The 14,664-nt window shown below is 61.3% G+C and carries 10 protein-coding genes; 7 read left to right on the forward strand and 3 right to left on the reverse strand.

The annotated features are described in order from the left end of the window. Positions 1-30: 30 nt before the first annotated feature. A complete protein-coding gene (locus tag ROSERS_RS27250; protein ID WP_332249098.1) occupies positions 31-273 on the forward strand; it encodes a transposase in 243 nt (80 codons plus the stop codon). A gap of 322 nt (positions 274-595) precedes the next feature. Here ROSERS_RS27250 and ROSERS_RS13560 read toward each other — a convergent pair whose 3' ends face one another. From ROSERS_RS13560 to ROSERS_RS13570, 3 genes are all read right to left on the reverse strand, one after another. After that, positions 596-3,001 carry a glycosyl hydrolase gene (locus ROSERS_RS13560; protein WP_011957348.1) on the reverse strand — a complete coding sequence of 802 codons (2,406 nt, stop codon included), beginning with the start codon at positions 2,999-3,001 and terminating at the stop codon, positions 596-598. Between the two features lie 361 nt (positions 3,002-3,362). Beyond that, entirely contained in the window at positions 3,363-5,144 is a 1,782-nt protein-coding gene (pknB, locus tag ROSERS_RS13565; protein ID WP_011957349.1) for a Stk1 family PASTA domain-containing Ser/Thr kinase, read from the reverse strand. A gap of 7 nt (positions 5,145-5,151) precedes the next feature. Then, positions 5,152-5,658, reverse strand: a complete 507-nt coding sequence (locus tag ROSERS_RS13570; RefSeq protein ID WP_011957350.1) for a ribonuclease H-like domain-containing protein — start codon at positions 5,656-5,658, stop codon at positions 5,152-5,154. Positions 5,659-5,879: 221 nt separating this feature from the next. Here ROSERS_RS13570 and ROSERS_RS13575 point away from each other — a divergent pair, with 221 nt between their 5' ends. The 6 genes from ROSERS_RS13575 (at position 5,880) to ROSERS_RS13600 (ending at position 14,662) form a co-directional block, all read left to right on the forward strand. Next, positions 5,880-6,896 carry a nucleoside hydrolase gene (locus ROSERS_RS13575; RefSeq protein ID WP_011957351.1) on the forward strand — a complete coding sequence of 339 codons (1,017 nt, stop codon included), beginning with the start codon at positions 5,880-5,882 and terminating at the stop codon, positions 6,894-6,896. A 28-nt stretch (positions 6,897-6,924) separates the two neighbouring features. Beyond that, positions 6,925-9,714, forward strand: a complete 2,790-nt coding sequence (locus ROSERS_RS13580) for a hypothetical protein (protein WP_011957352.1) — start codon at positions 6,925-6,927, stop codon at positions 9,712-9,714. Between the two features lie 14 nt (positions 9,715-9,728). Further along, positions 9,729-10,796: an STAS domain-containing protein gene (locus ROSERS_RS13585; protein ID WP_011957353.1), complete on the forward strand. Its 1,068-nt coding sequence runs from the start codon at positions 9,729-9,731 to the stop codon at positions 10,794-10,796. 80 nt (positions 10,797-10,876) lie between these two features. Then, positions 10,877-11,857, forward strand: a complete 981-nt coding sequence (locus ROSERS_RS13590) for a zinc-dependent alcohol dehydrogenase family protein (protein WP_011957354.1) — start codon at positions 10,877-10,879, stop codon at positions 11,855-11,857. A 185-nt stretch (positions 11,858-12,042) separates the two neighbouring features. Further along, positions 12,043-13,308 (forward strand): glycosyltransferase, encoded by a 1,266-nt coding sequence (locus ROSERS_RS13595; RefSeq protein ID WP_011957355.1) that lies wholly within the window; start codon positions 12,043-12,045, stop codon positions 13,306-13,308. A 16-nt stretch (positions 13,309-13,324) separates the two neighbouring features. Then, positions 13,325-14,662, forward strand: a complete 1,338-nt coding sequence (locus tag ROSERS_RS13600; protein WP_011957356.1) for a serine hydrolase domain-containing protein — start codon at positions 13,325-13,327, stop codon at positions 14,660-14,662. The last annotated feature ends 2 nt before the right edge of the window (positions 14,663-14,664 follow it).

A 14,664-nucleotide genomic window follows, 5' to 3' on the forward strand; every position in this document is an offset into this window, starting at 1 on the left:
GCGAAAAGCGCTAGAGCACGACCCGGCACCATCCATCAACGTCCTGGACTCCAATCAACCAAAACGACCGAAGCAGGCGGCGAGCGCGGCTACGACGGGGGAAAAAAGGTCAACGGGCGCAAACGGCAATTCTGGGTTGATACAAATGGTTTCTTATTACGAGTGTTCGTACATCTTGCCGACATTTCGGATACGGAAGGCGCAGAATGGCTTTTGGCGGCGCATCATCAATCGTTTCCTCGGATGCAGGAGATTCAGGTGGACGAGGGGTAGAAACAAGGGTGAGATGAATGTATGCAACAGAACACGGCGATACGCCCGAATATTATTGAAAAACCGCCTGGACAAAAGAGATGTTCCGTCATTCCGAAACGATGGGTGGTGGAACGCTCGATTGCGTGGGCGGGACGCAATCGGTTGGAGCGGCGAATAATTATTCGCCGCAACCGCAATCCAGAGTCAAGCGAAGCCTTTCTTTATCCAGGTTCTATCGTAATGCTCCTGAGTCGGCTCTATCCGAGGTGTTAGTTTTTGATCACGCTCTGAGAAATGCTGTAATTCTTGAAACTCATTAGCCGCCCCAAACCACCCACCCTCACCGCCGCCCCGTCGTTTCACGTCCCAGCAATCCGAGCAGCACCACATACGGCGTGCCCCGATTTTCGGGGTGATACTCGAAGCGCGCGCGCTCGAAGTGCTGCGTCAGGTATGTTTTGCCGTCGGTCGGGTTGACTTCCATGAGCGGCGGGGTGAGCGGCAGACCGAAGAGTGCCAGGCTTTCCTCGAATGTGTACCCTGGACGACCATCCAGGTTCAGGCCATGTGACGACCAGTACTGACGGAATTCGGGCGCAATCGCCTGTCCGGTCTGCGCAAAGTACATCGGTGCGCGCGGGTCGGCTTTCGGAAAATCGGACCAGTTGCGCCCGCTGGCTTCCAACCGTTCGGCGCCCAAACGTCCAAGCAGCACGTCGTAGGGCGGCGCATTCTGCGGGTGCAGTTCGAGGCGGTTGCGCTCGAACCATTGCGCCCGTACCGTTCGCCCTTCGATCACCATATCTTCTTCAGGACCGATGGGGAACCCGAATACCGGCAAGCCGCCGTTCCGCTCCCAGTATTCGAGCAGACGACCACATACCGTAAAGCCGGTCTCAGGAAACTGCCGGCACGGTCCAATTGAGGGTTGCGGCGCAGGCGCAGGTGGCGGCGTCGGCTGCGGGGCTGGCGCAGCAACCGCGCGATGGGTCACGAAGATCGGCGATGGACCGAGGTTCAACCCGTATGCGCCATTGACCGCTTCGATCTGCGATGCCCCGCCCCAGCGATCAACGATTGTCCCCACCGGCGCCGCAGTTGGCAGGTTGACGAATGCGCCACCCGGCGACCAGAGCACATCGATTGTATCGCCGCCGCGCGCGAAGCGCACGCCATACGCCTCAGGACCGCTGAGCACCGTCAGATCGTCGAGCCAGATCGATCCGGCGCCACTGCCGGCATCCGGTTCATCATCGAGCACAATTGCAACCAGCGTCGCCGGAAAGTCCAGGCGCAGATTGCCGCTGCCGCTGATCCGATTGTACGACTCGACCGGAGCATTGATCGGCGTGGCGAGGAATGACCAACCGGGAGCGCCAACGAACCCCAGGCGGAACTGGAGTGTTTCACCGCCAGCATCGCGCAACCAGACCTTCAGCGCGTGGCCGCTGCCGTCGCCGTAGACCCAGACCCCGATCTGTCCCGGCGCACCGGGGATTGTGATGGCAGGACGCGGCGTGAAGACGACAAAATCATTGCCGCCGCCGGGGAAATTGTAATCGAGGCGTCCGGCAGTATTACCACTCAAGCGTTGCGAACCATCGGCGGAGAATGAGCCGTTTGGCTGATCGCCGCGCCGCCATGTGCCGAAACGCTCGAAATCGAAAACTACCTGGCGCGCTCCCAAGTCGATCATTCCAGCGGGCGTCGCGCCGCTGAGCTGGCGATTCAGCGTGCGGAACGCCGCCAGCGATGGCTTGGGCTGACTCAGATCGGCAGGACCGCCAGCTGAGCGCAGCAAACCGTACAGGTTACGCGGCTCGGTATCTTTCAGCGTGTACCAGATGACCTTCTCCACACCCGCCGCGCGCAGCAGTGCAGCCGCGCGCACAAGAAAGTTCGCCTGCGTCTCTTCATCAACACCGCGCGGATCGCGATCGGCAGGACCGGTCGACCATCCAAACTCGGTTGCCCAGATCGGTTTGCGCCCCAGACTCTCCACCAGTGTTTTTACCGCACTGACATCACCCGTGCCGATCTGACCGTTCTCCGGGCTGAACGGATCAACATACGGGTGCAGCGCCAGAATATCGAACGAACCCCAGGCGCCCTGCTCAGCGATGGCGCGGATGAAGCCGATGTTGGTCGGAACGATGCCCGCACTCAAAACGACAGCGTTCGGATCTGCTGCTTTGATTGCAGGGTAAGCGGCGCGCAGCAAGGCGGCATAGGCGGCAGGATCCGGTTGTGGTTGCCAGTAGCGCACATTCTCCGGCTCATTCCACACCTGCCAGAAGCGCACCCGGTCGCGGTAGCGCGTCACAACTGCCGAAGCGAAGCGCGCAAACGCGGCGGGATCAGGGGCATAGTAGGAAGGACGACGGGCCACATCCCCGCCGAACGGCGTGGCCCATGCCGGCGCCGTGTTGAGCACGCCGATGATGTTGACGCCACTGCCCGCCAGGCGCGAAAGAGCGCGGTCGTAGATCGCCCAATCGAAGCGCCCCGGCTCCGGTTCGAGCCAGTACCAGTGGAAATCCTCGCGCACCCAACCGGCTGATGTTCCGGCGACCAGATCGACCGGCGCATCGAAACCGGCCTGAACCGGGTAGCGCGACGCAAGGTGGGTATTCACGCCGAAATCGGATTGTCCAGGGGCGGACTGCTGCGCCAATGCCGGCGCTGGCATCGACCAGGCAGCCAGCGTGACGACGATCAGAACGCGGGAAAGCAATCGAAACAGCATAGACTCCTCCTGCCATCTGCGACTCTTTCGACGCAGCGCACAGAGGAGTTTAGCAGCAGTTCGGGCATCATGCAATCGGTGCAACGATGACAGATTGATCGCAATAGTGAGTCTTTTGCAACAAGGTTCTTTCAACGCAGCGGCGCAGTAGATACAGCAAGCAAGGGAAGGAAACCTCTGCATGCTTTGCGTCTCGGCGGTGCAACACTGCGGTGCAACGATGACAGATTGATCGCAATAGTGAGTCTTTTGCAACAAGGTTCTTTCAACGCAGCGGCGCAGTGGACACAGCAAGCAATGGAAGGAAACCTCTGCGTGCTTTGCGTCTCGGCGGTGCACTTTTGCGATGAGGTTATTGTGGTTACGGTGCGCGCACACCCAGAGTCACCGGAGAACCCCGATCAACCAGGTCTCCGCCGCGCGGTATTGAACTGACGACAACTCCAGGCGCATACCGGTCGCACAGGTCGCCGAGTTTATCGCATCCCTGATAATCGGAGTACGACCAGGTCAGACCGGCGGCGGAAATCCGACGGATTGCCTCTTCTTCCGGCAAGCCGGTGACATCCGGCATCCGCACTTTATCGCCCAGGCTGACGAAGATGGTCACCGTGTCGCCACGGCGCAACGGCGTACCGGCAACCGGCTCGGTGCGAAAGACGAAACCCGCGCTGAGGCGATCCGGCGCACTGACAACCTGCACCTGAAAACCGAGACTGCGTAGTTGAAACTCGGCATCGACGCCGCGCATAGTAACAACCTGGGGCAAGGGAATCTGTTCTGGTCCGGTACTGACCACATAGGTTACGACCGTCGAAACGGTCACAAGCGTAGTTGGCGGCGGAAACTGGTCGAACACCAGTCCTGCCGAAACGACATCGGATGCGCGCGGCAATTCGGCATACGGCAGCAGATTCGCCCCTTCGATGGTCGCAATCGCAGCGCGCTCGTCGAGACCGATGACATTCGGCACTGCAACCATCTCCGGCGCGGGGGTCACTTCCGGCGTCGCAGTCGGTTCGGGAAGCGTTATTGGCGGCGGACGGGTTCCGCTGCCGGGATTGAACAGATTATCGAACGTACCGGTGGCAGCCAGATAGACCACGCCGAGCACGATACCGATAAACATCATGCCGAGCAGAAAGACGCCGAGATCGCGTCCCCCGCTTGCTGGCGGCGCCTGGGTGATCACCGGTGAACGCGGCGGCGGCAACGGCGCAATCCGTCCGCCGCTATTTCCTGTCGGAGCAGCCGAAACAGGACCGGGTACGGCGCGTGGGAGACCCTGACGGGGCGCAACCGGGCGCACGATGGTCGCCTCCTGGCTCACTGCGCGGTATGCGTGCAGCATCTGCGCGAATTCGCGCGCCGACGCCGGGCGTTCGTCAGGATTCTTGCTGAGCGCAGTCAGCACCAGTGTTTCGAGATGCGGCGGGATCTGAGGATTGAACATGCGCGGCGGCGGCGGATCGACGCTGACATGCTGCATGGCGACTGCAACCGCATTCTCGCCCATAAACGGCAGGCGACCGGTCAACATCTCATACAGCGTCACCCCAAGCGCATAGATGTCGGATCGCGGCGTGGCTGCAAACCCGCGCGCCTGTTCCGGCGAAAGGTAATCCGCCGTCCCAAACGTCATACCGGTTTCGGTCAGCGCCGTCGAAAGCGAACTTTTGGCAATACCAAAGTCGGTGATCTTCACCTCGCCAGAAGGACTGACCAGAATGTTCTGCGGCTTGACATCCCGATGCACCATGCCCAGGCGATGGGCGGCTTCCAATCCCCCGGCGACATCTTCAGCAATTGCGACCGCCTGATCGACCGGTAACGGACCGTTGCGCAGGATCAGACTCTTCAGATCGCTGCCTTCGACATACTCCATCACGATATAGTGCGTATCGCCGTCCTGCCCGACATCGTACACATTAACGATGCATGGATGGCGCAGACCGGCCGCCGCCTGCGCTTCGTGGTGAAAACGCTGGAGGAAGCTGACATCAGCGGCATAATGCTCGTGCAGCACCTTGATAGCAACCCGCCGGTTAAGGCGCAGATCACGACCGCGATAGACGCGCGCCATGCCGCCTTCGCCAATCTTTTGCTCAAGTTCGTAGCGATTGTTCAGAATTTTCTTCTGCATAGAAGCATCAGGCGTATATGTGGCGCACAGCCAGGCATAGGTCGCCTGGTGGGACAAGACCAAGACGTTCTTCCAGGATTGCCAGATTGATCACATCTTCACGGTTGTAGTCGAGCAACGTGCGCAGCGCCCGATAATCGCCGCGCTTCTCGTAGCGATCCCACAGGTACAGCGCATCGCGTCCGTTCATCCCCTGTGTTGTACGTTGGATGCCCAGACGTTCCTCGACAGCCTTGAGACCGCCGCGCAGGCCACGTCGCCGACAGACATACATGAGATCGCAATGCCCGAAGTCACGTCGGAGATCGACAAGGAGGCGCCTGCGAATGACCGGCAGATCGAACCCGGAACCGTTGAATGTCACGAGTGTTTCCACACCCTGGAGCACATCGTACAACGTCGTATCACGCACTCCGCCGCCGACTAACTGAATAGCGCCGCACTCTGGACGGTAGATGCCGATCACGCTGATCGCGCCCTCAAAAGTTGTTTCGATGTCGAGATAGGCGCGCACGCGCTTCTTCCTTCTCTGGAGGTTACACGATGTGACGCACCGGCGGCTCAGTGCGTTGCTGTGCTCCACCGCCAGCGCTGGATCATCTCGTATTCAGGAAAACGGTAAAACTCCGTCTGCACCTGGCAGCAGCGTCATTATAGCACGCGCCGCAGCGCCAGAAGAACGCCGATGCGTGGTATAATGACGCTTCCAGACACGCACGAACGAAAGATGATTGTATGACCACGCGCGTCATTCTCGACACCGATCCTGGCATCGATGACTCTCTGGCGATTCTACTCGCAGCCGCCTCCCCCGAAGTCGAACTTGCGGGCGTCACCGTTACCAGCGGCAACTGTCCGATGGCTGATGGCGTGCGCAATGCGCGTAACGTACTGGCGCTCGCCGGTCGCCCCGATATTCCGGTGTGCGGCGGGGTTGCGTTGCCGTTGATCCGCCCGCTCTACACTGCACCTGAGACCCACGGCGAAACCGGTATCGGTTTCGCCCATCCCCCTGAGTCAACCGCACCGGTCAGCACGGAACATGGCGTCGATCTGATCATCCGCGAAATCCTGGAGCATCCCGGCGAGGTCACGCTGGTCGCCGTCGCACCACTGACAAATGTCGCAATTGCGCTGCGCAAAGAGCCGCGGATTATCAATGCGGTGCGCCAGGTCATTATCATGGGTGGTGCGTTGCGCACCGACGGCAACACTACCTCGCTGGCGGAGTTCAACTTTTATGTCGATCCGCACGCAGCGCATATCGTTCTCGAAAGCGGCATGCCGATCACACTCCTGCCCTGGGACATTACCAAAGATATTATTCTGACTCAGGCAGATGTTGATCGGTTGCTCCGCACGCCGTCGCCGGTCACGCAATTCATTGCCGACGCCACGCGGTTCTACATCGAATTCCATCTGGCGGCATTCGGATACGCGGGGTGCTCGATCAACGATCCGGCGGCGCTGGCGCTGGCGTTTATGCCAGACCTGGCGCGCACCGAGCCGATGCATGTGGCGGTTGAGTATACCAGTGAACTTACCGCAGGGAAGAGTGTCATCAGTTATATTGGTCCGGCGACGCGCGAACCGGATGCGCACGATCTGACCGGGTACGACACTGCCGCCTGGCCCCCGCACTGGCGGCGCGCGTTCCGTCCGGCGCCAAATGTGCGCACAGTGGTCGAATTCGATACCCAACGTTTCATTGCGCTGTTTGTCGAACGCATGGAGCGACTGGCGCGTCGGTAAGCCTTCCGAATCAGCAGCGGGACGGTTGATGAGCACTGCCCGACTGGTGCACGCCCTGGGTCCTCCGCTGGCATATCTCGTGCTGGCGGTCGTTTTCACCTGGCCGCTGTCCGCCCATCTGACGACGGCGACTGGCAGTGGACTCGATCCATTATTGCAAACATGGGTGCTTGCCTGGGATGCGCACGCGCTGATCACCGACCCACGCACCGTCTGGCACGCGCCGATCTTCTTCCCCTACCCTGAGACACTGGCATACAGCGATCATCATCTCCTGCTGGCGATGATGACGCTGCCGTTGATCATCACAGGCGGTCCTGTGCTGGCGTACAATCTCCTGGTGCTGACCAGTTACGCCCTCACGGGGTGGGCCGTCTATCTGCTGGCACGCGACATGCTGGCGCGCACGGACGATATGCGGATGCGTATCGTCGGCGCTTTTGCTGCGGGTGCGCTGTTTGCGTTTGGCACGTATCGGATAACGCATGTTGTTCATCTGCAACTGCTGCAAACCGCCTGGCTGCCGCTGGCGCTGCTGTTTCTGCGGCGGTTGTTGTGCGACTCCGAAACGGGGAACAGGCGCTGGCGCAACGCAGCGCTGTTTGGACTGTTTGCGGGTATTCAGTGCGCAACCGCGCTCTATTACGCATATTTTGCGGCGCTGGCGCTTGGGTTATCCATCACAGTCCGGCTGCGGGACGTGCTGAACTATCAGCGCCAACACGACTTCTGGCAACGGATTGGCGGACTGGCGTTGGGTGGTGCGCTTGCCGTGCTCATTGCTGCGCCGGTGACACTGCCCTACATCCGTGTGTATGAGTATCTGGGGGTTGTTCGCTCGCTACGCGAACTCGATAACTGGTCAGCGCCACTCCAGGCGTACCTGGCAGTCGTACCGACAAACTGGCTGTATGGGGGGCGAGGCGCCTGGTTTGCCGCCAGTGGCGGTGAGTTTGCCCTGTTTCCCGGCTTTGTAACTGCCGTGCTTGCCATTGCGAGCCTGGCGCTGGCGGTCTGGAAGCGGGGTGGCAGCGGGAAGGAAGCGGACCGTGATCTGATTGGTGCGTCGGATGTCATCTTCCTGGCGTTGCTGGCTTCCTGCGCATGGGTGTTATCTCTCGGCGTCGGCATCCGCCTGGAGCGCGGCGGTGAGATGTTGCCGATACCGATGCCATATGCGACGCTCTACGAGCGCATCCCCGGTTTTGGCGCACTGCGGGTTCCGGCGCGCTGGGCAATGTTGACCCACCTGGCACTGGCGTTGCTTGCCAGCTTCACGCTGGTTCACATCGGGCAATGGCTCCGCTCAATGGTCAACCATCGTCTGGCATTGATCATTCCGGCAGTGATCGGAACGGTCGCACTTGTTGAGCATGCCTCCTTCCCGCTGCCACTGGCAACCATTCCCATACCAAAGCCGGTGTATGCCTGGCTCGGAGCGCAGCACGATATGCGCGCTCTGCTGGAGTTGCCGGTCGGTCCCATCCCGCGTGGCGCAGAACTGGAACGCATCACCGTGCGTCAGTTTCACCAGATACGCCACTGGAAACCACTCGTTGCCGGGTATAGCGGCATCATTCCGTTTGGCACAACCGACCTGCTGCGGCGCGTACAACGCCTGCCCGACGACGAGACGCTGCGCTACCTGGCACTGATCGGCGTCGATACGCTGGTGATCCATCGCGACGAGTACGATCCCGAAACACTGGCGCGTCTTCTGGCATGGGCAGACGCCACACCACTGCTGAAGCGTCGCGCTGAAGTCGGTAACGCGCTGGTCTATGCCATCGATCCACAGGCTGATCTGCCATCACCCGTGATGAGCGGAGCATCAATCTTTGTATCGTCGGACGAACGGACGCCGGGAGTGCTGGCGCTGGGTCTGATCCGACGCTGGGAAGCGGAAGGCGCCCGCCTGTACGGTTTTGAACGGACACGCTACTACCCCGCGCTGCATATCCCGCAACCCGGACAGGTTTTCGACTACGGGTTGCTGGCTGCCGATGAAGACCCACTGATCTACGGCTTCGATACCGAAGGGGTGCGCTGGCGCTCGAACGGTCTGGCGCTGTACGCCCGCGATCCACGGCTCCGCACGGCTATCGACCTGGCGCAACCGGTTGCGGGACAGTTTCATCCGGTGTATCCTGCTGCATTGACCGTGACCGTCGAAACAGACCGGATACGCATCCATGATAAAGTATTCCCGTTGCATACGTCGCTGACCGCAGCCGTTATTGAACTTGACATCGCCAGCCTGGTGACGCAAACGCTGATGATCGACGACAAAGCATACACTGTCCCACCCGGCGCTGTGACGGTTGCCGCTCCGGTTCCGATCAACCAGGAGACGGCGATCATCGGTCAGACGGATCGTCTCAGCATCCAGCGGTTGCGGGTGCTGTCAGCCCCGCGCGCGCCCGCGCCGCCGCCGGAAGGATCGCTGGCGATCACCGCCAACTGTCGTTTTGACGGCACGCGATTGCTGGTCACTGCACGCATCGGCGGCGCGGGCGCGCTGGTGTTGGATGTGCGCGGCGCATCCGCCCGCGACGATAAGCCCATCCATCTGCTTGGAGGCATACCGCCAGCGGTCACGTCCGGCAACGGCGAGATTACGTTCAGTGTGGACCTGCTTGACCCGACAGAACCGTGGTTGACCCACCGTGGGAAAGCGGAGGACGGACGCTACATCGTGTACCTGAAATCCGCCGGGCGCTCCCGCGCTCCTGTTGCGCCGATTGCAACATTCTCCATACGCAACGGCGTGATCAGCGATGCGCAACCGGCGCCCCTTCCGTTACGCGCCTTACGCTAAGAAAGTGAACATGTATGCTGAGCACACACGACAAGATGCAGACCGGAACCCCCGATGCAGCCGGACTTCTGCGCCAATGGCAGACCCGTATGCTCGACGGTCTGCTGATCGTGCTGATCGTCGTCGGTCTGCTGGCGATCATCGGTGGCGGTTGGTCGGATTATATGGCACGCGGGGCAGAAGCGATACCCCTGATTGTCGCCTATACGACTGCATATGCGATTGTCCTGGTTATCGCCCTGGTAAAACGACTCGGCTTCACAGTACGGGCGATTGCGCTGCTCGGACTTGTCATGGCGATGAGCGCCCTCATCCTCGCCAGTGATGGTTTGTTGGGGAGCGGACGGATCGCCTGGATGGGGAGCGTTGTTCTGGCAGTGGCACTGTTTGGAGTACGCGGCGGTATCGTCGCACTGGCAATGTCACTGGCGGGCTTCAGTATTGTCGGGTGGTTCTACGTCGGGGGAACGCTGAACGCTGCTCCGGCGCAAATAGCCGTATTGAACACATCGCCGTCCTGGATTGGAGCGGTTACAGTCTACGTATGTATGACCTGTCTTGCGGCAGTTCCTTTTATGTATCTTCTGAATCGTCTCAGCACACTGGCGAGCAGCGCGACCGCCGATGCCGCGCGAGCGGAGGCGAATGCGCGACTCGCGGAGGAACGCGCCGCCGAACTGGAGCGTCAGACGGTACGTCTTCAGGAAACCGAACACATGCTGCGCACCCTGATTACCACCCTGGAGACGCCGACCGTCCCGCTTGCCAGCGGCGTCCTGCTGGCGCCAATTGTCGGACAGCTGGATAGCCGGCGCGCCGAGGCGCTCGTGCATCGTCTGCTCACCGTCGCCAGCGCCGAGCGCGCCCGCCTGATGGTTATCGACATCGCAGGCGTGCCCGCATTCGACACCCAGGTCGCGCAGAGTCTGCTTCGCGCTGCTCAGGCGCTCGAACTGATCGGTTGCCATGTGGCGCTGACCGGCATTTCTCCCACAACGGCGCAGACGATGACGACGCTTGGGATACGGATGGACAACATTACAATTGCGCGCTCGCCGCAGGATATTCTGGCGCAGCGATAGAACATAACACAACAGAACATTCGACCACCCTATGGTACACTAGTGTCGCTTGCACGCCAGCATTTCAGGAGAAGACAGCCATGCGCGCCGTTCGTTTCGCTTCCTTTGGCGAACCCGCCGATGTTCTGACTGTTGAAAACATCCCTGCGCCGCAGCCCGGTCCGGGGCAGGTATTGGTACGGGTGCAGGTGCGCCCGATCAACCCCTCCGATCTGTTCGTTATTCGCGGATTGTACGGTGCGTTGCCGCGATTGCCCGCAGTTCCCGGCTTTGAAGGCGCCGGCGTCATTGTTGGTGTGGGCGAAGGAGTGACCGACCGCACCATCGGGCAACTGGTCATCCCTATGGGCGCCTCTGGTCTGTGGCAGGAGTATGTCGTCGTCCCGGCAGCCAGGGCGATCCCGGTTCCTGAGCCGATCGGCGACCGTCAGGCGGCGACGGCGTTCGTCAACCCGGCGACCGCCTGGCTGATGTTGACTGAGACGTTGCGCGTCGAACCCGGCGAATGGGTGTTGCAGAACGCTGCCAGTTCCGTGGTTGGGCGGCATGTTATCCAGTTGGGACAACGCCTCAACTTCCGCACGATCAATGTTGTGCGGCGACGCGAGGTCATCGACGAGTTGCGCGCCATGGGAGCGGACGAAGTCATCTGTGAGCAGGATGAGAATGTTGTAGCGCGGGTGCATGCGCTGACAGGCGGGAAAGGGGTGCGCTACGCGCTCGACTCGGTTGGCGGCGCAAGCGGGGCGCGCCTGGCGGCGTCACTCGGTGCAGGCGGCACAATGCTGGTTTATGGCGCAATTGCAGGCGAATCGCTGACGATCCATCCGGGCATGCTCCTCTTCCGCAGCGCCACCATCCGCGGATGGTGGCTCACGCACTGGTTCCAGAGCGCAACACCGTCGCAGGTGCAGAGTCTCTTCGATACCCTGTTTCGACTGATCGGCGACGGGACGCTCAGCACCCCGATCGTGGCGGAGTACGACCTTGCCGACGTGCGGGAAGCGGTACGTGAAGCCGAGCGCAAGACCCGCCCCGGCAAGGTGTTGCTGGTGGGATGATCGAATATGCGGCGTTTCACCAACGCCGTGCATACACCGACGATCATTTGAACGTATAATACCAGGGACAACCTCGCACTGATGCGAAGAAGGGATGCGGGCGCCGCGTCCCTTCCTTATGTCACATTCGATGACCATACGCACAATCAATCGTCCTGCAGGGCAACCTTTTCTGGAGAAATTTCATGCGCATCGCAATGTTGAGCGTTCATAGCAGCCCCCTCGCGCGTCTCGGCGGCAAAGAGGCGGGCGGCATGAACGTCTATGTCCGCGAATTGAGCCGCGAGTTCGGACGTCGCGGCATAGCCGTCGATATATTCACCCGCGCCCAGGCGCACGACGCACCGACGGTCGTTCAGATCGATCGGGGCGTGCGCCTGATCCATGTGCGCGCCGGTCCACCGGCGCCCTGCGATAAAAACCGCCTGCTGGACTATCTGCCGGAGTTCATCGGGCGGGTGCGCTGCTTCGCCGACGGTGAAGACCTGCACTACGACGTCATTCACAGCCACTACTGGGTTTCTGGCGAGGCGGCGCTGGCGCTGCGCCGTAGTTGGGGTGCGCCGGTCGTTCATATGTTCCATACGCTCGGCGCGATGAAAAATCTGGTGGCGCGCGGCGACCAGGAGCGTGAAACCCGCGAGCGGGTCGCGGTTGAGGAGCGTATCCTGCGCGAAGCCGACGCGATTGTGGCAGCCACTCCGCTCGACCGGGCGCAGATGGTCTGGCACTACGCCGCCGATGTGGGCAGGATTCGTGTTGTTCCAGCAGGGGTTGATCTGCGCCGCTTTCAGCCGCGCGATGCAGCAATGGCGCGCACAATGCTCGATCTCCCGCCAGCGCCGCACCGCATCATCCTGCTGGTGGCGCGTATTGAGCCGCTCAAAGGCATCGATGCGCTGATCGAAGCCAGCGCCCTGCTGGTGCAGCGCCACCCTGAGTGGCGCGACACGCTGACGGCATTGATCGTCGGTGGGGGCAGCGAGGAGGAACGGGCGCACTGGAACGCCGAGCAGCGGCGCCTGGACGCCATCCGGCAGCGGCTTGGGATCGCCAATGTTGTGCGATTCGCCGGCGCGCAGCCGCAGGAACGCCTGCCGCTCTACTACGCGGCTGCCGATGTCGTTACCATGCCGTCTCATTACGAGTCATTCGGGATGGCGGCGCTCGAAGCGCTGGCATGCGGCAAGCCGGTGATAGCAACGAGTGCAGGCGGTCCGGCGTTTATCGTCGAAGATGGCGTCAGCGGTCTGCTGACCCCGCCTTCCGACCCGCCGACCCTCGCGCGACACCTTGAGCGCCTGCTGCTGAATGACGACGAGCGCGCAACGATGGGCGCTGCGGCACGGGAACGGGCGCTGCGGTTCGGTTGGGAGCATATTGCGTGTGACATTCTCGGCATCTACCGCGACCTGTTGCAGCAGCGCGACCGTCAGGCGCGGGCAGGGTAGCGTATCTTTCAAGCCAGTGCAACCGGTTCGTCTCCAACCACGTCATCGCCGCCGACGGCGGCATCATGCGCGGCGCGTCACGCCGCCGATACTGCGCGTCGTGCTGATCATAGCCGGCGCGCTGCTGGTGACGCTTGCGACCTGTAGCGCGCCGCTTCTGCCGCTCAGACTCCGGCAGGCGTCTGAAGCGGCGCCAACGCCGCTCCCGGCTGCGGCGATCGTCTCTGATCCAAGGATGGTTGCCACGAAAGCGCCGCAGCCGTCGCCGACTCCGCTGCCGTCAGCAATACCCATTGCCACACCAATTCCTACGCCAACGTTGATGCCGGGTTCTGCGCCTGGCGCACCACCGCTCGATCCGCTTGGGCGTGAGATCGATGCGTACCTGACCGGACTCACCGCCAGCGGGCAGTTTCAGGGGGCGGTGCTTGTCGCGCAGGACGGGAAGGTGGTGATTGCGCGCGGCTATGGCAATGCCGATGAGAACGTTCCGAACACCGTGTACACGCGCTTCCGCCTGGCGTCGATCACCAAACAGTTTACTGCCGCTGCAATTCTGGCGTTGCAGCAGGATGGCAAACTGACTGTGGATGATGCAATCTGCGTCTACCTGGACAATTGCCCCGATGCCTGGAAACCGCTGACGATCCGTCACCTGCTGACCCATACGTCCGGTCTGGTCGATTACACCGATTTTGCCAGTTTCGAGCCGACCGAGATGCACCCGGCGACGCCGCAGGAACTGGTTAAGCGGTTTCGCACCTTTCCGCTCGCCTTTGCGCCCGGAACGCTCTACGATTACTGCAACTCGAACTATGTGCTGCTGGGACTGATCATTGAGCGCGCGTCGGGCATGGCGTATGCCGATTACCTGCACCAGCGCTTCTTCCTGCCGCTTGGCATGACTGCCACCGGTTACGATACCAGTCGGGGCGCGATTGCTGACGGCGCGCAGGGATACGTCGTTCCAGGCAGGAAATCCGGCTTCCTCGACGCCTCAACGCTCTACGCAGCCGGAGGGCTGTACTCGACGGTTGGCGACCTTTTCCGCTGGGATCAGGCGCTCTACACGAATGAGGCGCTTGCGCGCGATCAACTGGATCAGATGTTTACCCCGGCACTGCGCGATTATGGGTTCGGCTGGAAGATCGAAGTGATCAATGGACGCCGACGAATCAGCCACCCCGGTAATATGACCGGCGTCGCAACGTTCTTTGCCCGCTACCCCGACGACCGCGCGACGATTATTGTGCTGGCGAACATGGAGTACGCCAACGTCGAAGGGATCGCCAACTCTATCGCATCGCGCATGTTCCCGCCGCCGCCAACACCTTCTCCAACCCGAACGCGATGATA

Source organism: Roseiflexus sp. RS-1, from assembly GCF_000016665.1.
Taxonomy (GTDB): Bacteria; Chloroflexota; Chloroflexia; order Chloroflexales; family Roseiflexaceae; genus Roseiflexus.